The organism is Pseudogemmobacter hezensis (genome assembly GCF_013155295.1).
Classification (GTDB): domain Bacteria; phylum Pseudomonadota; class Alphaproteobacteria; order Rhodobacterales; family Rhodobacteraceae; genus Pseudogemmobacter; species Pseudogemmobacter hezensis.
In genome coordinates, this window is record NZ_JABJXT010000021.1 from 1 (window position 1) to 19,628 (window position 19,628).

General features: G+C 65.2%; 15 protein-coding genes and 1 pseudogene. 10 read left to right on the top strand and 6 right to left on the bottom strand.

Annotated features, from left to right (window positions below):
• Nucleotides 1-537: pseudogene (locus HOY34_RS17890) on the bottom strand (IS5 family transposase); the annotation flags it as partial.
• A 17-nt stretch (nucleotides 538-554) separates the two neighbouring features.
• Here HOY34_RS17890 and HOY34_RS17895 point away from each other — a divergent pair.
• The 3 genes from HOY34_RS17895 (at nucleotide 555) to HOY34_RS17905 (ending at nucleotide 3,310) form a co-directional block, all read left to right on the top strand.
• Nucleotides 555-989, top strand: a complete 435-nt coding sequence (locus tag HOY34_RS17895; RefSeq protein ID WP_172365384.1) for a hypothetical protein — start codon at nucleotides 555-557, stop codon at nucleotides 987-989.
• Between the two features lie 139 nt (nucleotides 990-1,128).
• A complete protein-coding gene (gene recO, locus HOY34_RS17900) occupies nucleotides 1,129-1,932 on the top strand; it encodes a DNA repair protein RecO (RefSeq protein ID WP_172365510.1) in 804 nt (267 codons plus the stop codon).
• Nucleotides 1,933-2,092: 160 nt separating this feature from the next.
• Nucleotides 2,093-3,310, top strand: coding sequence for an MFS transporter (locus HOY34_RS17905; RefSeq protein WP_172365386.1), 1,218 nt, complete (start codon nucleotides 2,093-2,095; stop codon nucleotides 3,308-3,310).
• An 82-nt stretch (nucleotides 3,311-3,392) separates the two neighbouring features.
• Here the strand turns inward: HOY34_RS17905 and HOY34_RS17910 are convergent, their stop codons facing one another.
• The 3 genes from HOY34_RS17910 to HOY34_RS17920 form a co-directional block, all read right to left on the bottom strand.
• Entirely contained in the window at nucleotides 3,393-5,063 is a 1,671-nt protein-coding gene (locus tag HOY34_RS17910; RefSeq protein ID WP_172365388.1) for an acyl-CoA dehydrogenase family protein, read from the bottom strand.
• 116 nt (nucleotides 5,064-5,179) lie between these two features.
• Nucleotides 5,180-5,773, bottom strand: coding sequence for a DUF3859 domain-containing protein (locus HOY34_RS17915; RefSeq protein WP_172365390.1), 594 nt, complete (start codon nucleotides 5,771-5,773; stop codon nucleotides 5,180-5,182).
• 109 nt (nucleotides 5,774-5,882) lie between these two features.
• A complete protein-coding gene (locus tag HOY34_RS17920) occupies nucleotides 5,883-6,743 on the bottom strand; it encodes a protein-disulfide reductase DsbD domain-containing protein (RefSeq protein ID WP_172365392.1) in 861 nt (286 codons plus the stop codon).
• 294 nt (nucleotides 6,744-7,037) lie between these two features.
• Between HOY34_RS17920 and HOY34_RS17925 the strand changes: the two genes are divergently transcribed.
• The 3 genes from HOY34_RS17925 to rpsD all read left to right on the top strand — a co-directional run bounded on the left by HOY34_RS17925 (nucleotide 7,038) and on the right by rpsD (nucleotide 10,021).
• Nucleotides 7,038-7,667: a YqgE/AlgH family protein gene (locus HOY34_RS17925; RefSeq protein WP_172365394.1), complete on the top strand. Its 630-nt coding sequence runs from the start codon at nucleotides 7,038-7,040 to the stop codon at nucleotides 7,665-7,667.
• 172 nt (nucleotides 7,668-7,839) lie between these two features.
• Nucleotides 7,840-9,048, top strand: coding sequence for a Hint domain-containing protein (locus tag HOY34_RS17930; RefSeq protein WP_172365396.1), 1,209 nt, complete (start codon nucleotides 7,840-7,842; stop codon nucleotides 9,046-9,048).
• A 352-nt stretch (nucleotides 9,049-9,400) separates the two neighbouring features.
• A complete protein-coding gene (rpsD, locus tag HOY34_RS17935; RefSeq protein ID WP_172365402.1) occupies nucleotides 9,401-10,021 on the top strand; it encodes a 30S ribosomal protein S4 in 621 nt (206 codons plus the stop codon).
• Nucleotides 10,022-10,340: 319 nt separating this feature from the next.
• On the opposite strand, the gene HOY34_RS17940 is transcribed toward rpsD, so the two are convergent.
• Nucleotides 10,341-13,859 (bottom strand): ATP-binding protein, encoded by a 3,519-nt coding sequence (locus HOY34_RS17940; RefSeq protein WP_172365404.1) that lies wholly within the window; start codon nucleotides 13,857-13,859, stop codon nucleotides 10,341-10,343.
• Nucleotides 13,859-15,145 carry a metallophosphoesterase family protein gene (locus HOY34_RS17945; RefSeq protein ID WP_172365406.1) on the bottom strand — a complete coding sequence of 429 codons (1,287 nt, stop codon included), beginning with the start codon at nucleotides 15,143-15,145 and terminating at the stop codon, nucleotides 13,859-13,861. The genes HOY34_RS17940 and HOY34_RS17945 overlap by 1 nt, the downstream gene beginning before the upstream one ends.
• A 204-nt stretch (nucleotides 15,146-15,349) precedes the next feature.
• Between HOY34_RS17945 and HOY34_RS17950 the strand changes: the two genes are divergently transcribed.
• The 4 genes from HOY34_RS17950 (at nucleotide 15,350) to HOY34_RS17965 (ending at nucleotide 19,585) form a co-directional block, all read left to right on the top strand.
• Nucleotides 15,350-15,880, top strand: coding sequence for a TIGR00645 family protein (locus HOY34_RS17950; protein WP_172365408.1), 531 nt, complete (start codon nucleotides 15,350-15,352; stop codon nucleotides 15,878-15,880).
• Nucleotides 15,881-15,943: 63 nt separating this feature from the next.
• Nucleotides 15,944-17,029: a histidinol-phosphate transaminase gene (gene hisC / locus HOY34_RS17955; protein WP_172365410.1), complete on the top strand. Its 1,086-nt coding sequence runs from the start codon at nucleotides 15,944-15,946 to the stop codon at nucleotides 17,027-17,029.
• Nucleotides 17,026-17,970: a prephenate/arogenate dehydrogenase family protein gene (locus HOY34_RS17960; protein WP_253944532.1), complete on the top strand. Its 945-nt coding sequence runs from the start codon at nucleotides 17,026-17,028 to the stop codon at nucleotides 17,968-17,970. The genes hisC and HOY34_RS17960 overlap by 4 nt, the downstream gene beginning before the upstream one ends.
• Before the next feature lie 148 nt (nucleotides 17,971-18,118).
• Nucleotides 18,119-19,585 (top strand): extensin-like domain-containing protein, encoded by a 1,467-nt coding sequence (locus tag HOY34_RS17965; RefSeq protein ID WP_172365412.1) that lies wholly within the window; start codon nucleotides 18,119-18,121, stop codon nucleotides 19,583-19,585.
• Nucleotides 19,586-19,628 lie beyond the last annotated feature (43 nt).

Sequence of the window (19,628 nt, forward strand, 5' to 3'; positions counted from 1 at the left end):
CAGTATGAGGAGGATCAGGAAACGATCCAGTGGATCGTTTCCCCGACGATTGTCCTTGCGATACTGGCGTCGGCGCTGTGCGCCATGCTTGCGTGCAAGCCTTTCCCCCATCGCCGAGGAACTTGATCCCGGTGCTATCCACCAGCAAGTTTAGAGGAACCGGCGCACGACGGTTCGATATCTGCACCGTCATGCGCTTCTGCCGACGGCTCAGCGTCGAAAAATCAGGCACCGGCCAGTCGAGACCGGCCATCGATAGAATGCTCGCCACCATACCGCCTCGCCAGGGTTCCTCGAACCAGTGGCGGAACCTGGCTCGATTTGTCGAAGCGGCAGCCCGAACAGAACCTTCACCATCAGGCAAAACTGGATCGCGGCATCGCTGAACACAGCCGGTCGGCCATTGCCACCGGCCTTCGGCGCAAGCCACGTCATGTCCTTGTCCAACCAGACCAGCAGGGAACCGCGCCGCTTCAGGGCATCGTTGTAACTCTTCCAGTTCGTCGTCCGATAGCGGGTAGGGGCAGGTCGCGTCATCGCAGACCATTAGCCCTGTGGATTCCTCGCGTGAATCCGGCTCGATACCTACTTCTGCAACAACGCCGATGCGGGGCCATCGCACCTCTCGTATTTCGTTTCGCGTGCGAGACCTGATCGACCAAGCCATCTATGATGTCGCGCTTGACTTGAAACAGTCGAATGCGGCGTCTGTTCATCGTCGGCACGAAAGCCTGGTTGTGCTGGAAAACGTCAAGCGCACGACAAATGGCCTTGAGGGATTACGGCCGGTTTCACGCAAACCGGTATCTGACCACATGCAGGCGATTGGCGTTACAGCTTTGTCGATGGCCCGAAGGGGCGAGCGTGCAACCGTAAACGCCCGCAGCTGGCGGCGGATATGGCGGTCGATGCTACTGGACGGAATAACCAAACCGGGGCCGATCCCCGGCCGGAAAACCTTCGTGGTCTTCGAGGTGCGGCTGCCTTAAAATAAAATCCTGGCCGAAACACGGCTGGGGTCGGTTGGACAAAAGCTGGTTTCGCCGTTGGCCTGATCCGGATCAGGGTGAAATGGGCCAGAGTAATGAGGGTCGGGGTGATGCGGGTCGAAGTATTCCGGATGAGGCGATGAAGGGCTGGCGTGATATTGGGTTCGTTCTGGCCATGCGAGCGCATGGCGAAAGCTCTGCCATTCTGACGGTATTCACCAGAGAGCATGGTTGCCACTCCGGGTTGGTGCGCGGGGGGGCGATGCCGCGTATGGCGGCCCATTTGCAGCCTGGAAATGAGCTGGATCTGACCTGGGCGGCCCGGCTGGAGGATCAGCTTGGCCGCTTTACTGTCGAGCCTTTACGCAGCCGTGCCGGGTTGATGGCGGATCGCCTGACGCTTGAGGCGCTTGGCGCGGTGGTGTCGCTTTTGCGCATGGTATTGCCCGAGCGGGCCCCGCATCCGGCGCTGTGGCAGGAGAGCGCGGATCTTCTGGACCAGATGCTGCGTGTGGGGCCGCGCAATGACGATTGGCCCGGGCATTATCTGCTGTGGGAGATGCGGTTGCTGGAAGAGATGGGCTATGGGCTGGACCTCAGCAGCTGTGCGGTGACCGGGCAGCGCGATGATCTGGCTTTCGTCAGCCCAAAGACCGGACGGGCGGTCTCGCAGCAAGGGGCCGGGAAGTGGGCGGATCGCCTTTTGCCTTTGCCGGCATCGCTTTTGAACGGGGATATCCCGTCAGAGCGCGATCTGTTGCCCGGGCTGGCCCTGACCGGACATTTCCTGGCGCGCGAACTGGCACGCGAACTGGCACGGGGTGCAGGCGCGCCCTCGCGCCAGGACGGCACGTCATTGGGTCTGCCTGCGGCAAGAGAACGTTTGCTTGACATCCTGGCGCGACGTTTGGGGCAGGGCCCAGGCGGTGCTGATCAGGGGTAGCGCGCCAGGGGCCGGGCCGCCAGCGCCGGCGTCAAAGGGGCGGTCTGGCCGGGGCGATCTGGCAGGGCCTGGTTTGGCGGCGCAGGTTTGGCAAGAGCAGGGCGACAGGACATGTCGCAAATGGCGCAGACCCGCCAGCGTTTGCGCGTTTTCCTGGTGCATGGCCCTTCATTACCTTCCCCTTGCGCTGAAACACAGCTCCACGCCCCGGATCGAGCATTTTGCCCTGCTGACGGGGCTTGAGGCGGCGGTGCGTGGGATGCTGATCTCGGCAATGCCACTGGCCGTTTATCAGGTTCTGGGGGATGCCCAGCTGACCTCGATCGCCTATCTGATAGCGGGATTTGTTGCGCTTTTTTGTGGGCTGATGGTGCCGATGGTGACCCGCTATCTGCCCCGCCGCTGGGTCTATACGGCGGGGGCGATGCTTTATCTGCTGGGCATGACGCTGGCGATCACAGGCACGCCTTTGACCATCACGCTGGGGCTGATCTGCAATGCGATGGCGACGGCCACGGTGTTCATCTGCCTGAACGCCTATGTGCTGGACTATGTTGAACGCGGCAATCTTGGCCACAGCCAGGGGGTGCAGATGGCCTATTCTGCGGTGCCCTGGGCGGTTGGACCGGTGCTGGGGGTTTGGCTTTATGAGAAATGGCCCCCCGCGCCCTTTCTGCTGGCCGGGGGATTCGCGCTTTTGCTGATCCTGGCGTTCTGGTGGCTGAGGCTGGGGAATGGCCGTCAGATCAGCCGGGCGCGCGGACCGGCGGTCAATCCGCTGGGCTTTCTGGGGCGGTTTTTGCGCCAGCCACGCCTGATCGCAGGCTGGGCCTTTGCGGTGGTCCGGTCCTGCGGCTGGTGGGTCTATATCGTCTACCTGCCGATCTTTTGTGTTGAGGCCGGGTTGAGCAGCAAGACGGGCGGTGTGGTTCTGTCGCTGTCGAATACGTTTCTGTTTATCGCCCCGCTGATCAATCGCCATGCGCTGCGGCTGTCGGTGCGCCGCTCGGTCAGGCTGGCTTTCCTTGCTGCGGGCGTGCTGCTGTCGGCCAGTGCGTTGCTGTCATTCCTGCCGCTGGTGACGGTGGCCCTGGCCTTTGCCGCCAGCTTTTGTTTTGTCACCCTTGATGTGGTCGGTGGGTTGCCCTTCCTGATGTCGGTTAAACCCTCAGAGCGCACTGAAATGGCGGCGGTCTATGCCAGCTTTCGGGATGTATCCGGGATTGTAACCCCTGGCCTTGCCTGGGCGGTGCTGTTCGTGGCCCCCGTTCCCGGGATCTTCCTTGCGGCCGGGCTGGCCTGTTTTGGCTGCTGGTGGATCGCGGCCAGCCTGCATCCAAGGCTGGGGGCCGCGCGCCCCTCTCGCGGCGGGGCGTAACAAATTTCTTGCAAGAAATTTGTCCGGTTTTCGCAGCGAAAACCGTGCCCTCCCGTTCTGACCGCGAGGCCAGGGGCTGCGATCAGTCCAGCAGGCGTCGCGCGATGACCTGCGCCTGAATTTCGGCGGCTCCTTCGAAGATGTTCAGGATCCGCGCATCACAAAGGATCCGCGAGATCCGGTATTCCAGCGCAAAGCCATTGCCCCCATGGATTTGCAGCGCATTGTCGGCGGCCGACCAGGCCACACGTGCGCCCAGCAGCTTGGCCATGCCCGCCTCAAGATCGCAGCGCTTGTCGTGATCTTTCTGCCAGGCGGCGAAATAGGTCAGCTGGCGGGCGATCATCACCTCGACCGCCATCATCGCCAGCTTGCCACCAACGCGCGCAAATTCGACCAGCGATTTCCCGAATTGTTTGCGATCCTCGGTATAGGCAAGCCCGGTCTCCAGCGCCGATTGCGCGACGCCAATCGCCCGCGCTCCGGTCTGGATCCGCGCCGATTCAAAGGTCTGCATCAGCTGCTTGAACCCCTGACCCGGCACGCCGCCCAGCAGGTTATCGGCCGCGACTTTGAACCTATCAAAGCCTAGCTCATATTCCTTCATGCCGCGATAGCCGAGCACCTCTATCTCGCCGCCGGTCATGCCCGGGGTCGGGAAGGGGGTCTCATCGGTGCCCGGCGTTTTCTCGGCCAGAAACATCGACAGGCCACGCCAGTCGGTGGTCTCGGGGTCGGTTCGCGCCAGCAGCGTCATCACATGGGTCCGCGCCGCATGGGTGATCCAGGTCTTGTTGCCCGTCACCTCCCATCCGTCATCGGTTTTCACCGCCCGCGTGCGCAGGCTGCCGAGATCTGATCCGGTATTCGGCTCTGTAAACACCGCCGTCGGCAGGATTTCCCCGCTGGCCAGCTTCGGCAGCCATTGCGCCTTTTGCGCGGGCGTGCCGCCGCACAGGATCAGCTCGGCCGCGATTTCCGAGCGTGTCCCCAGCGAGCCCACACCGATATAGCCGCGTGAAAGCTCCTCTGAGACCACCACCATCGAGGCCTTCGACAGGCCAAAGCCGCCGAATTCCTCGGGGATGGTCAGGCCGAACACCCCCATTTCTGCCAGTTCAGAGATCACCTCCATCGGGATCAGCTGATCCTGCAGGTGCCAGTCATGGGCATGGGGGATCACTTTCTCATCGGCATAGCGGCGGAACTGATCGCGGATCATCTCCAGCTCGTCATCGAGGCCAGAGGCGCCAAAGGTCGCCCGCGCCCGGTCATCGCGCATCAGCGTGACCAGGGCCGCGCGGGCCGCCGGGCTGTTGCCATGGGTGATCAGCTCCTGCGCGGCCGGGCCGGGCTGCCAGGTCAGGCCCAGATCGGACAGCCGCGCCAGCTCGGTCTGGCTCATCGGGATGCCGCCCTGGATCTGCGCCAGATATTCGCCAAAGCCGATCTGCAGGATCAGCGCTTCGATCAAGCCAAAGCGGCCCTGATCTTCCAGCCGCCTGGCCCAGGCCTCCAGCTGACGCAACGCCTCGCCATAGGTGGCAAGCCAGGACAGGGCATGGGCGGCATATTGGTGCTCTTCCAGACGCGCGGCGCTGATCTTGCCGCCTTCGCTGACGCGGGCCCGCAGGGCCTCTCGCGCGTCCTGGAACAGGCGGTCCAGTTCTGGCAGGCTGTCGCGGGTCAGGCCGCGCAGATCGGCAAGCAGGGCATTTCCGGGGGCGGGAAGGGGCTGACCATCATGCGGCATGACTGGCTCCGGCAAAGATCTGGGTTCGCCTCTTGCCTAGCCTCTTCGCATCTGCAGCGCAATATCATTTCGCAGTGATGGCACATTTTGATCTAAAATGACCTTTGTGATTTGTTCTATGAGGTCATGCCGCAGGAATTTGCGATTTCCGGGCGGGCCGCGGGCGGCACGACCTCAAACTCGACGCGATAGAGCATTTCGTCCTGATCCCAGGCCTCAAAGGCCCAGATGCCGGGGATCAGCTCTGATTCGTCGTCAAAGCGGAAGAAACTGTTCACCTCGCCCATGTCCGAGACCGAGGTCTCCCATGTTTCGGGCGTGGCGCGGCCGGGGCGATAGACGCGGGCCTGCGCGGTCTCACTTGCCTCGCCCGGCTGCGCCATGACGCGGATGCCAAAGGCCAGACCGATGCTGGCGGGAACCACGGATTCATCTGGCCAGTGAAACGCGATGCGGTCGCGGGGGACATGCAGCCAGCCTGCGATTGTGCCGGGGGCAGGGGCGCTGTCCATCGCCGTCAGGGCGCAGAAAATGCCGAATTCCAGCTGGCGGATGCGCGGCGACAGCTGGGGCGGGGCTGTCTTTGCAATGGGGGCCTCGTTCGCGTCGGGGTCTGCCAGGGCGGGGCATGGGCTGATCGTGGCCGCCAGCAGCATCAGGGACAAAAGCCCGGGCAGGGTGAGGGGCGGGAAGCGCCGTTTCAAAGCCATGTCTGAACAGTTCCTGTTTCACCCGGGCATCGCTGACGACAATGCACCATCAGCCGTCCCGCAACCAGCCGCCCCGCAACCCGCCGCTCCGAGAACAGCCATGCCGACATCACCTTCCGGGGCAGCCCTTCACCTCAACCGCGCCCTGGTCTGAGATCAGCGTCACCGTCACGCCAGAGCGATCCAGCGCGAATGGTTGCCCCGAGGGCGGCACCAGATCGGCCACCGCCGTCAGCGTTTTGCCCTCACGCGAGACATGGGCCTCAGACACCCAGACCGAGCGGTCCGCCGATTCGATTGCCACAGTCTCTGTCCCGCTCTGGCGCTGCACGGCCATGGTTGCGGTCAGCCGCAGCCCGTCAGAGATCGGCTCGACCGCGCAGGTGATCGATGCCAGCCCGGCCTCTTTGCCGCTTTTGGGTTGCTTGCTTAAAGCCTTAACGATCTGCGGATCGCGGGCCCCTGGCATATCCATCGCTGCGTCCAGCGTCAGCGAGGCCGGCATGCAGATGTCACGGCAGATCCCCAGATCGACATTGACATCCAGCTGCACGGGTTGCGACGGATCAAGGGGGATCAGCTCAACCGGCAGGATCAGCTGATCCTTATAGCCCAGCGTTTGCATGCCATTGGTGTGAAAGACCTGCGGGCTGGGCCAATGCACCCGCACGCCGCGCAGATTGGAAGAGCCCGACCAGTCGAATTGCGGCGGGATGCCCGCCTCGCCGGGGCTGCGCCAATAGGTTTTCCAGCCAGGCGCCAGATCCAGCCGCAGGGCGGCCATCCTTGTGCCCTCGGGCGTGGTCCAGCCGGTCAGGACCGAGGCCTGCAGCACCTTGTCCTGAGAGGCGTCACGCGCCGCCAGGGGCTGCGGTGCCAGCGCAAGCAGCGCGGATGCGAAAAGCCCTGACGCAAAAAGCGCAGGCGCAAGCAGGGAGTGGGGCAGGGTATGGCGCAGGGAAACGGTCATAACGATACAATAAGGCGCATGGCGGCAGTGTGAAATCACAAGCTGGCGACGAGCCGGGGGCTGTGGCCCCAGAGCCGCAGCGAAAGACGCCGCCCAGAGACGCTGCCCAGAGACGCTGCCCAGAGGCGCAACCCAGGGATGCAGCAATGCCGAATGCGCAATACTGCCCGGGCACCCCGCCATGCGGCCGCCTGCGCGGGCAGCGCCTCTGCGCGCAGAATTTACCGGATCAGGGCGCTGGTTTCCCTTGAGCCTTTGCCTCTGTCGCGTCATCGTGCAGTTCGGAGGTGCGGTATGCAACTTGCAGGCAAGGTTCTGATCGCCATGCCGGGGATGGAAGACCCCCGCTTTGCGCAATCGGTGGTGCTGATCTGTGCGCATGGTCCGGACAGCGCGATGGGGCTGATCATCAACAAGCCCTCGCAGGAGATGGATTTCTCAAATCTGCTGCGTCATCTGGGCATTGCGCGGACCACCTCGGCCCGCAGCGTCGGCGTTCACTACGGCGGCCCGGTCGAGCGGGGGCGCGGTTTTGTGCTGCATTCGTCCGACTGGCCGACAGCGGCAGAGGTTTCCGCTGCGCCCGATGCTGCCGATCCGCCAGACCCTGGGGCAAAGAGCAGCGCGGATGACCCGGGTGAGACGAGCACGCTTTTGCCGGGTGGTCTGCGGCTGACCGCCACGCAAAGCATCCTTGAGGCCCTGGCCCGTGGTGCGGGGCCCGCGCGGGCGCTGGTTGCGCTTGGCTATGCCGGATGGGGGCCGGGGCAGCTGGAAAGTGAGATCCTCAGGAATGACTGGCTGACCGGAGAGGTCGGGCTGGATCTGATCTTTGACCCCGATGACAGTGGTAAATGGGCACGTGCAATGCGCGAACAGGGCATTGACCCGCTGACACTGTCTCCGGTTGCGGGCCGGGCCTGACGCAGCGTCAGACACTGGGCCAGGCACCGGGCCAGGAGCTGGGCCAGACGCTGGTGGGCGGCAGCAATTTCGTCATTCTATGCGGCTTTTTGTGCAGAATTTTCCTGTGGCGCAGCGATTCGCCAGCTGTTAAGATTCAGGCATAAAATATAAAAAGAGCAGGCAAACAGGCATGACAGATGGCATTAACGCCACCTTCGTCATCTCCTGGGCACAGACAGAAGCAGATGGCTATTCCCCGGCCCGGCCTGGGGCATTGACCGTAGGCGCCACCTGGCGGTGGAGCGGATCCGCGTTGCGCATGGATGCGTCGCGCGATGTTTTGCTTCTGGATGATGCGCAGGGCATGGCAGAGCTGCGGCAAAGCGCCGCCCGCGCCGCCCGGCGGCTGATTGGCAGGGATGACCTGCCCACGCGCCGCAAGGCCCTGCGGGGGCAGGCCGGCAGGCTGCGCGAGACGGGTTTCCCGGCCAATGGCGCGGCTGATCGCAGCCTGGACGGTCAGGTGCCAGAGGATGGCTTTATCCTGACCGATGGCACCCGTTGCTGGACCGCGGTGATCCTGCCTGCGGTGCCGGATGGGGGCGATCTGCCGGGGGCGGGTCTTGCAGTGACTTTGCAAGACCGGATGCGGGGGGCCTTGCTTGCCTTTCAGGGCGGGATGCCGCCCGTGGCAACTGACCTTTGGGTGGTGCGCTGCGGTGCTGTTCTGGCCGCATCGGGCGCTGCGCTTCTGGCGGAACGTCAGGCCCATAGCCGCGCCCGCGCGACCGCAGGCGGCGTGGTCTGCTTTATCGGCGGCACCCGGATCAGAACGCCCGGCGGCGCCAAAGCAGTCGAGGCGCTGCGCCCCGGCGATCTGGTTCTGACCCGCGACAATGGCCCGCAAGAGGTGCTCTGGACCGGCAGCCGCCATATGTCCGGTGCCCGCCTGCATGCGCTGCCGCATCTGCGGCCGATTCGCATCTGCGAAGGGGCGCTTGGGCCTGGCCGCCCTGATGGCGATTTGCTGGTCTCTCCGTCGCACCGGATCCTGATGCGCGGGCCGCAGGCGCGGGCCCTTTTCAACTGCGACGAAGTGCTGGTGCGGGCTGCCGATCTGATCGACGACTTCCGGATCCGCACCGATCTGTCGCGGCGCGAGTTCCGCTATCATCACATCATGCTTTCGCGCCACGAGATCCTCTTTGCCAATGGGGTTGAGGCTGACAGCTTCCACCCCGGCGAGGCCGATCCGATGGGGCTGGCGGCGGATGATCACGACGCTTTGCTGCAGCTGATGCCGGGCCTGCATGATGATCCGATGGGCTATGGCGATTTTGCCCGACGCATGCTGACTTTGTCCGAGGCGGCGCTGCTGCGTTATGACAGCCAGCACTGAGGCGGGCGGCATTAAGGCGACCTGCGCTGAAGCGGCCCCCCGCGCTGAAACGGTCGCCGGTGTCTGCGGCCGGCCCGCCTGGGCCTGCAGGCGGTTGACAGGGCCACGGGGCTCTGTATAAGCGCGCCAGGATCCCGGGTTCACGCCCGGGGTTTTCCATTGGTGTTGGTGGCTTTCGCAAGAAATGCCCTGTCGCCCCCGGCCGCAGCCCCGCAAAGGACTGCTGGCCCTGCGCAAAGCGCTGCTTTGCAAAGCTCCGGGGGAGAGGACAACGCCCTTCATGGCCCGAAAGGGCAGTCTGTCGCCTCGCCCATCCACGGGTGGATCGGGGCAAAACCTGAAGGAGATCAGCGTGACCAAACGGACCGCTGCCAAGTACAAAATCGACCGCCGTATGGGCGAAAACATCTGGGGCCGCGCCAAGTCGCCGCTCAACAAGCGTGAATATGGCCCCGGCCAGCACGGTCAGCGCCGCAAGGGCAAGCTGTCGGACTTCGGTACCCAGCTGCGCGCCAAGCAAAAGCTGAAAGGCTACTACGGCGATCTGACCGAAAAGCAATTCCGCCGCATCTACTCTGACGCAGAGCGCGTTACGGGCGATACCGGTGAGAACCTGGTTGGTCTGCTGGAGCGTCGCCTCGACGCGCTGGTCTACCGCGCCAAATTCGTTGCCACCATCTTCGCGGCACGTCAGTTCGTGAACCACGGCCACGTGCTGGTGAACGGCAAGTCGGTCAATATCGCGTCCTACCGTCTGCGCGAAGGCGATGTGGTTTCGGTGCGTGAAAAGTCGCGGCAGCTGGCGATCATCGCCGAAGCAATCGCTCTGACCGAGCGTGACGTTCCCGACTATGTCGAAGTCGACCATCAGAAACTGACCGCGAAATTCGTGCGCACCCCGGCTCTGTCGGATGTGCCCTATCCGGTCGTGATGGAACCGAACCTCGTGGTCGAATACTACGCGAAAAACTGATTTCAGCCGGATCCTGGTTTTCGAAACCAGGATCTCTGGATCAGAGCATACAAAAAAGGCCGCGCCCCCGGGTGCGGCCTTTTTCTTTTTTCCGCGCGCTTGCGTCAGACGGGGAAAAGGCTCGCCGATAGAAAAAGGCGTCCGCCCCAGCCCGCTGAGCCAGCCAATCCGCCGAGCCAACCCGTCCCCTGGGGCAGTCGGACGGCCGGGCAAGGAGCATGCGGGTCGATGGCCGGGTCGATGGCCGGGGCGGGGTGGGATGGACCGGGTGTGACGGACCGGGTGTGAGACCGGGCGCGATGGATCGGGCGCTGTCCCCTCAGGCGGCGTTCAGCGCGATCACATTGGCCTCAGGGCAGACCTTGCGGGCGATATCGCACAGGTGTTGGTGATGGGTCAGATAGATCACCTGGCCGAGGCGCGACATATCTGCCAGCAGCGAAAAGGCTGCCGCAGAACGCTGGTCATCAAAGGGCTCCATGATGTCATCGGCGATAAAGGGCACCGTCGGGCGGCTTTGTGCCAGTTCGTGATAGCCCGCGATGCGCAGCGCCAGATAAAGCTGAAAACGGGTGCCCTTTGACATTGCGCTTGCCAGTTTCGCACCGCCCCCCACCGCACTGCCCCGCACCCCACCGGGCCCGGCTGCAGATAGCGCGACCAGCACTTCCTGGCTGCCGTCGGGCTGGGCTGCCAGCCCGGAATAGGCGCCACAGCTCAGCTGGCGGAAGGTCTCTGACGCGCAGCTGAGCATGGTGCTGCGATGCTGATCCCGAAAGCGGCGCAGGCCGGTTTCCAGCGCGATCAGGCCGAAACGGTCGGCCAGATGTGCGCTCGTGCGCTCGCGCATGTCGAGAAGCAGGGTCTCGCGGCTGGCGGCGATGCGGGCCAGGGCATCATCGCCGTCAATGGCATCGAGGCGCTGGCGGGCCTCAAGATGGACGGCCAGGCGGCGCTCGGTTTCGTCGCGCAACAGCTGATGGTCGGTCTGCAGGCGGGCAATGTCCTGGCGCAGCGTGGCTGCGTCCTGATCGGGGCCGGGGGCGGGGCGGTCAGCCAGCTCTGCCTGCAGCGCGGCAATGTCATGGCGCAGCATGGCCGCTTTGCGACAGGCCGCGATATGGCTGGCAAGATCATCGCCTCCGGCTGCGGCGGCCTCTTCCTGCCAGCCCAGCGGCGCGGCCAGGGCCTGCATTTCAGCGGTGCAGGCGGCAAGGGCACGCTGATCCTGCGCGTCCTGCTGCTGCTCCTGGGTGATCTGAGCAGACAGTCTTTCATGGTCGCGTGCATGATCCCCGGCGCGGCGCAGGCGGGCCATAAGATCGGCCCAGGGCCCGTCTGACGGCTGCTGCAGCGCCTGCAGCACGGCGGCTTTGGCGTCAACAAAGCGCTGGCGATTGGCCTGCATTTTTTCGATACGGTCCTGCAGGCTGGCTGCGGCCCGCACCTCATTGCCCAGCTGGTCCAGCAGATCCAGCAAGGTGCCATGGCCTGCATCACCATCGCTGAGGCCTGCAAGAATGCTGCCTTTGGCGGCCTCTTGCCAGGCCTTTTTCCAGGTTTCCAGCGCGGCCCGGGCGTCTTGCGCGGCCCCGATCCGCTCGCGCAGGTCAGAGGTCAGGGACTGCAGCCGCTGGCGGGCCTCGCGGCGTTGCCCGGCTGCCCCGATCCGCGCGATGGCGCGGGACAAGAGGGTCTCATAGCGCACCGCTGCCGGGCCGGGCGCCGCATCCGGGGCGGTTGGCAGCGCCGTTTCCAGCGCCTGGCAGGCGGCTACCAGCGCCGCGTTGCAGCGCTGAAGCGCGGTTTGCGCCTCGGCCTGCGCGGCAAGCGCGGTCAGGGCGGCGTTGCGCCGCAGCAGCCATTGGGCAAGATCGCCGGGGCTGGCATCTGTCAGCCCCAGGGCGGCCCCGGCCGCCGCGACTTCGGCCCGGGCCATGTCACCATCGCGGATCGCCCCGGCAAGCCGGGCTTCGGCCTGATGAAGGCGGGCGGATATGGCCTCTTGCACGGCCTGGGCCAGCGCCTCGCGCCGGGCCCCGGCGATTGCCTCGGCCAGCAGGGCAGAGATCTGGTCATCCTCGCGCAGGGCGGCCTCGAACTGCCGGGCGCTGGCCGCAGAGAGATCGGCCAGATGCGCCGCCCAGAGCTTTTCGCGCAGGCTGCGTGCGGCGGCGGCCTTTGCAAGGGTGATGCCGGTCGCCGCCTGGGCTGCGCCCTGGTCCGCGGTCTCGGCCTGCAGCCGGGCAAGGTCACCGCGCAGGGCTGTGGCCTCGCGCCGGGCGTCCTGGCCGAGGTCATCGGCAGCGCTGATTGCCTTTTCCCACCGCGCCAGCTGCGGCTCTTGCGGGACGGCGAGCGCGGCCAGCGCTTTGCCATCCCCCTGCCAGGGAGTCAGTGCCGCCAGCGCCGTCTGCAATTCCGCCGCGGTCTGATCCTGCACCTTTTGCGCCCTGGCCAGCGCCTCTGCGGGGTCTTGCTGCCGCAGGCGTGCCACCAGCGCCTCAAGCGCGGCTTCATCCGTGTCGCGGGCCGGGCCCCCCGCCTGATCTGCACCAGCGGTCTGATCTGCACCAGTGGTCTGATCCGGCATCGCCAGCCGCTCGCGCTCGCGCAGCATCAGGTCATTGGCCTTGCGGGCCTCTGCCTCGCTTGCCGCCAGCGCCGCCAGCAGGCCCGAGCGTTGCGCAAGCAGCCCGCGCAGCGCGGCGATCCGGTCATTGCCGAGACAAAGCTCAGCAGGCGCTGCCCCCTGCTGTTGCCCCAGCTGTGCCATCAGCGCCTCCAGCCGCCTGCGGGCCTCATCGGCCTCATCAAGGCGGCGGGGGATGTCTTTGCTGGCGCTGTCATGATCGGGGCGCAGCGCCTCGGCGGCGTCGATCGCGCCAGCCTGGGCAAGGACCGCGCTGTCCAGCGGCAAAGCGTCCCGCTCGTCCTGCAGACCCTGCAGGCGCAGCGCCCGGTCGCGGATGCGCGCGGCCAGATCGCGCCTTTGGGTGCCAAGGCGCATGAAGGCCGCCTCGGTTTCGGCGCTGGCATCGGGCAGATGGCGGATCGGTTGCAGCTGGTCCTCAAGCCGCGCGATCCGGGCGGTCAGCGGCAGCACGCTTTCCAGCCGGGCCAGCTGGTCAAGCCGGGCCTGCAGCGCCTCTTCATCGGCGCGGGCGGCGCGCCAGGCCTCTTCGGCGGCCCCGGCCTCGCGGGTCAGTTTTTGCAGGGCGCTGGCGCTGACCTCAAGATCGCGGCGCTGCCTGTCCAGATCCGCCAGCTGCTTTTTCGCATCATAAAGCCAGCCGCTGCGTTTGCCGCTGCGGTGGAAACGGTCCAGCTGGCTGCGCATCGCCTCAAGCCCAGGGGCCAGCCCGGCCAGCCCCGCACTGGCGGAAAACAGCATCTCGCCCAGATCGCCACGGCTTGCCAGGATGCCGTCGCCGCCCTTTTCAAGCGTCTCATCATCCAGCGAGAACATCGCCGCATAGCCCTCACGCGACAGCCCGCCCAGCATGGCCTGCAGGCTGGCCTCGGGCAGAGGGGCGTCATGGCGGTCAAAGAGGCTGGCGCCGCTGCGCTTCAGCCGGCGCAGGGTCTGGCGGCTGCCCGCATGGCTGAGTTCGGCGCCGATCTGCATCGTGGGGCCGGGGTGCAAAAAGTCATAGCGGCTGCGCAGAGGAATCCCGAACAGCAGATCCAGCCATGCGGAAAACAGGGTGGATTTCCCCGCTTCATTGCCACCATAGACGATATGCAGATCTGTTCCGCCCGGGGTGGGCTGGGCAAAAGTCAGGCTTTTGTCGGTAAAATGCCCGTAACGGGTCAGGTCCAGCCGTTCGAGCCGCATCAGAGCCCCTCATCCTGTGCCGAGCCGCTGCGGGTCAGCCGCGCCAGCATCAGCGGCACCCCCTGGGCCAGCAGATCCTGGCAGATCCGCCGCATCTCATCGGGGTCCTGGCCCAGAATATCGCGCAGCTCATGGGGCAGATCGCGCAACAGCTCTTGTGCGGTGGTCTCCAGGGCTGCGGCCATCGCAGGGTCGTCGGGCAGGTCATCAAGCACGCTGCGCACAAGGCCTGCGGGCAGGTCGGCCCCCGCCATATCGGTGGCCCCCTGCGCAGTGACCTGCAGTTCAAGCCGGTCGATCCAGACCCGGGCCGAGGCCGCAAAAGCGCGGGCCTCTTCGCTCAGACGGTCGGCGTCGCGCCTGATCCGCCAGGCCAGCGGTGTGGCACCCTGCAACACCGGGCGCAGCACCAGGTGTTCTTCCTGGCGGGGCGCCCCGGCGGCCTGGGCAATCAGCGCCTGCAGACCTGCAAGCAGCTCTGGCCAGTCGCCAAAGGGGCTGCAATCCAGCACGGCACGCTCAAACCGCAGCGCGGCCACGGATCGCGGCTCCTGGGTCAGCGAATTGTCATCGGCAACCGTGACCAGCGTCACCGAGGCCGGGCCTGCCTCGCCAATGTCGCGGCCCTGGGGGATGCCGGGCATGACGATTGTCGCCCGCCCCTGATGCACGGCGCGACGGTGGATATGGCCAAGCGCCCAATAGTCATAGCCATGCGCCTCAAGCGCGGTGATGCTGCAGGGCGCGTAATTGTCATGGCCGGGGCTGCCATTCAGGCTGGTGTGCATCATGCCGATATTGAAAGCGCCGGGCAGCGGCGCGGGATAGCGCGGCAAGAGGCTTTCACTGGCATGCGGTTCACGAAAGCTGAGGCCGTGAATGGCGATCCTCTGGCCACCTTCGGTGCCGTCATGGGTGAAGACCTCGCTGCCGGGGCGGGCGCCGAACAGATGGGTATTCGCGGGCAGCTCTAACTCGCCGGTCTGCCGGGCCAGCGCGTCATGATTGCCACGGATGATAAAGCAGCGAATGCCCGCCGCCTGCAGGCGCAAAAGCTCTTGCTTCAGAAAGCGCGGCGTCCTGGTCGAGCTGTGGGTGCCATCCCACAGATCGCCTGCGATCAGCAGGAAGGCCACCGCCTCATCGATGCACAGATCAATCAGTCGCGAAAAAGCCGTGCGTGAGGCCACCCCGACCTCGCGGGCGAGATCCGGGTCACGCAGCGCAATGGCGCTGAGAGGGGCATCGAGATGCAGGTCAGCGGTATGGATGAAGCGAAAGCTCAAGGGCCAGTCCCAGGGGGCAGGGGGTGTGGTCTGAAATATGGAACCTTGCGCATCCTGCGGCAAGGGGGATGCGGGCGGCATCGCAGAGAGGGCGCTGCAGGCCAGTGTCGGGGCTGCGACAGATCGCTCAGGCCCGCGCTTTGTGCTTTTCTTTACGCAAAGCACCGCTAATAAGCGGCGATGCAACCAGGAGAGAGCCGCAGCATGACCCCCCCCAGCCCCGTTGAAAAGGCCTTTGAGAAGCTGCTGTTCGGCAGCCGCTGGCTGATGGCACCGATGTATCTGGGCCTGGTGGTCAGCCTGGTGATGCTGGTGTTCATCTTTGGCCGCGACATTGTCTATTACGTGCCGAAGCTGCCGAATATGAACTCGGAAGATGTGATCCTTGTCGCGCTGACGCTGATCGACATCACCCTGGCGGCCAATCTGGTGCTGATCGTGATGTTTGCGGGCTATGAGAATTTCGTCTCGCGCCTTGATGTCGACAGTGAGGATCGCCCCGGCTGGATGGGCAAGGTCGATTTCGGCGGGCTGAAGATGAAGCTGATCGCCTCGATCGTGGCGATTTCGGGCATTTCGCTGCTGAAACGCTTCATGGCAATCGGTGACACCCGCACCCTCGACCCCAATGAGCTGTATTGGATGGTCGTCATCCATATCACCTTTGTGCTTTCGGGCGTGCTGATGGCGCTGATGGACTGGTTCCAGGCCAAATCCTATTCGAACCGGAAATAACATCTCGCCTCTGGCTTTGCGCCGGGGCTGAGGCTAGAAACCGGACGACAGCAGGAGGCCCCAATGTCAGAAGCGATCATCCCGCAGCCGGGAATCCTTGATATCGCCCTTTATGAGGGCGGTAAGTCCACGGTTGCGGGGGTGGCGAATGCGGTCAAGCTCTCGTCGAACGAGAATCCCTTTGGCCCGTCAGACCGCGCGAAAGAGGCCTTCCAGCGGGCGGTTCATACGATGCACCGCTATCCCTCGACCGATCACGCCGCACTGCGCGGCGCGATTGCCGAGGTGCATGACCTTGACCCGGCGCGGGTGATCTGCGGCGCGGGGTCAGATGAGATCATCAATCTGCTGGTCCAGGCCTATGCCGGCCCGCGCGATGAGGTGATCTTCACCGAACATGGCTTCCTGATGTATCGCATCTGCGCCCTGGCTGCAGGCGCGACCCCCGTCGAGGTGCCCGAGCGCGAGCGGATGACCAATGTCGATGCGATCCTGCGCGAATGCGGGCCGCGCACGAAACTGGTCTTTATCGCCAACCCCAACAACCCGACCGGCACGATGATCGCCCCCGCCGAGGTGGCGCGCCTTGCCGCTGGCCTGCCGCGTCAGGCGATCCTGGTGCTTGATGGCGCCTATGCCGAATATGTCGAGGAATTCGACGGTGGCCGCGCTTTGATCGAAAGCCGCCAGAATGTGGTGATGACGCGCACCTTCTCAAAGATCTACGGGCTGGGCGGCTTGCGAATCGGCTGGGGTTACGGGCCGAAACATATCATCGACGTGCTGAACCGGATCCGGCAGCCCTTCAACCTTTCGACCGCGCAGCTGGACGCGGCAGAGGCTGCGGTGCGCGACCAGGACTGGGTGGCGAAATCGCGCAGCGAGAATGCGCGGATGCGGGCCTGGCTGGCAGGGGCGCTGGCCGAGGCCGGGGTGCCCTCGGATGTCTCTGCCGCGAATTTCATCCTGGCGCGGTTTGCCAGCGCCGAAGAGGCCGAGGCCTGCGATGCCTGGCTGCAAAAGCAGGGGCTGATCGTGCGCCGGGTGACGGGCTACAAACTGCCCAACTGCCTGCGCATCACCGTCGGCGATGAGGCCAGCTGCCGCCGCGTCGCCCATGCCGTAACCCTGTTCAAGGCACAACAATGAGCAAAGGCGCGGCCATGGCTGCAGGCGCAGATGCGGGCCCCGCCTTCCCCCGTGTGGCCCTGATCGGCCTGGGGCTGATCGCCTCTTCCATGGCGCATGCGATGCGGGCGGGGGGGCTTTGTGATCACATCACCGGCTATGCCCGCTCGGCTGAGACGCGGGCGATTGCGCTGGATCTCTTTTGCGACCGCGTGACGGAAACGGCCGCCGAGGCGGTTATCGACGCCGATCTGGTGGTGCTGGCGGTGCCCGTCGGCGCGATGGGCGCGATTGCCGCCGAGATTGCGCCGCATCTGAAACCGGGGGCGGTGGTCACTGATGTCGGCTCGGTCAAAGAGGCGGTGATCGAGGCGGTCTGCCCCCATATCCCGGCAGGCGTGCATTTCATCCCCGGCCATCCGCTGGCGGGGACAGAGTATTCCGGCCCGCGCTCGGGCTTTGCGACGCTGTTTGAAAACCGCTGGTGGCTTCTGACGCCGCTGGAGGGCCAGGACCCGGCGCCGCTGGCGCGGCTGCGCGGATTGCTTGAGGCGATCGGCGCCAATGTCGATGAGATGGAGCCAAAGCGCCATGATCTGGTGCTGGCCGTGGTCTCGCATACGCCGCATCTGATTGCCTTCACCATGGTCGGCGTGGCCGACCACCTGCGCCGCGTGACCCAGGAAGAGGTGATCAAATACTCGGCCTCGGGGTTTCGGGATTTTACCCGTATCGCGGCCTCTGATCCGACCATGTGGCGCGATGTGTTCCTGACCAATAAAGAGGCGGTTCTCGACGTGCTGGGCCGCTTTACCGAAGAGCTGTTCATGCTGCAGCGCCAGATCCGCATGGGCGAGGGTGAGCAGCTTCATGCCTATTTCACCCGCACCCGCGAAATCCGCCGTGGCATTATCGAGGCCGGGCAGGATACTTCGGCACCCGATTTCGGCCGGGGGACTTAAAGACCGGGCCTGACGAGGGTGGCCAGAAGGACAGCCGGAAAGGCGATGGTGCCGCCTCCTGATCAGATCGTAAAGATCCGGGTGCAGGGCCGGGCCAGAATGCTGCCGGAAAGGCGCTGCAACCAGAGTGCTGCAAAAGGAAATGGGGATGCAATTTCGTAAGGTTGCGGGCTTTGCTGTCGCCTGGTTGCTGATCCCGGCATCGGCGATCACGCTTGCACAGGCGGAACCGATGCAACGCTCACCGCGCCCCGAGGCCAACCCAAAGCTGGTGACAGCTGCTCCGGCGGCATCGCCTGCTGCGCCGACCATCAATCTGACGATGGCGGCAACCGTGCCGCCTGCCAGCGGGGCCACCAGTGAGGCCGCCATTGGGGCCACCAGTGAGGGTTCCCGTGGGGGTTCCCGAGATATTGCCAGCCAGCCAGATCCTGCGCTGGCCGCGCTGCGGGCTCCGGTGAACCCAAGGCTGGGCATAGTGACCCTCAGCAGCGCCAGCCGTCCTGTTTCTGTGCCCGATACCGCCGGGACGCCAGCGCCCGGCGCAATTTCAGGCAGACCCGCAGCCTTTGGGCCAGAGTTACCCCTTTCGGCCGGGGCCGCGCCCAGCGATCTGCCGCAGATTGGCGAGATGCTGCCCGCCTCGATGCCCAGCCCGGCAGAGGCCGTTGCCGCCGCATCGCTGGTCACGCCGCCGCCACAGGATCTGCTGCAAAGACCGCAGCAAGGGCCTGCAGCCGCCGCGCCCAAATCAGCCGCCCCTGCTGCTGCCCTTCCCCAGGCTGCACCCGCCGTTGTTGCCGCAGACCCGGCGCTGGCCGCACATCGCCCAAAGCCGCGACCTGCGCGGCTGGGCCAGGATCGGGCCAGGGTCGAGGCTGCAGAGACGACCCAGACCGCAGAGGCCCCGGTGGCGGACGCGCAGCAGGCGGCCTCGCAGACCGCGAATGCCGGGCTTTTGCTGACCTCTTTGCGCCCGAAGGCAAAGCCGAAGGGTATCGTCCAGTTGGCCTCGGCCCCGGCAGAGCGGCCGGTTGCGAAATCCGCGCCGCAGCCCGCCCCCGGGAAAGACAGCAAAAAGGCCGGGAAGAAATCGAAAGAGCCGGTTTCCGCCAAAGGCTCGGTCTGTGGTGTCGCGGCGATCAAGGGCGAGAAGATTGCGCCGATCACCTCAAAGGTTCAGGGCTGCGGTCTCTCGGATGGGGTGCGTGTGACCTCGGTTTCCGGGGTGCGGCTGTCGATGGCGGCGACGATTGACTGCGCGACGGCAAAGGCGCTGAACACCTGGGTCGAGCGGGCCGCCCAACCCGCCTATGGCAATCAGATCGTCGAGTTGCAGCTGGCGGGCCATTACGTCTGCCGCCCGCGCAACAACAAAAAGGGCGCCAAGGTCTCGGAACATGGGCGCGGCAAGGCGGTGGATATTTCCGGTTTCCGTCTGGCCTCGGGCAAGGTGATCAGGGTGCTGGGCGGTTTCGATCAGACCATGCGCAAGGCGCATAAGGGGGCCTGCGGCATCTTTGGCACCACGCTGGGCCCGGGCTCGGATGGCTATCACGAAGATCACCTGCATTTCGACACCGCCAGCCATCGCAGCGGCGCCTATTGCCGCTGAGGGGGCGGTGATCGGCCAGGGCTGGCCTCAGCCTGGCCGGGCT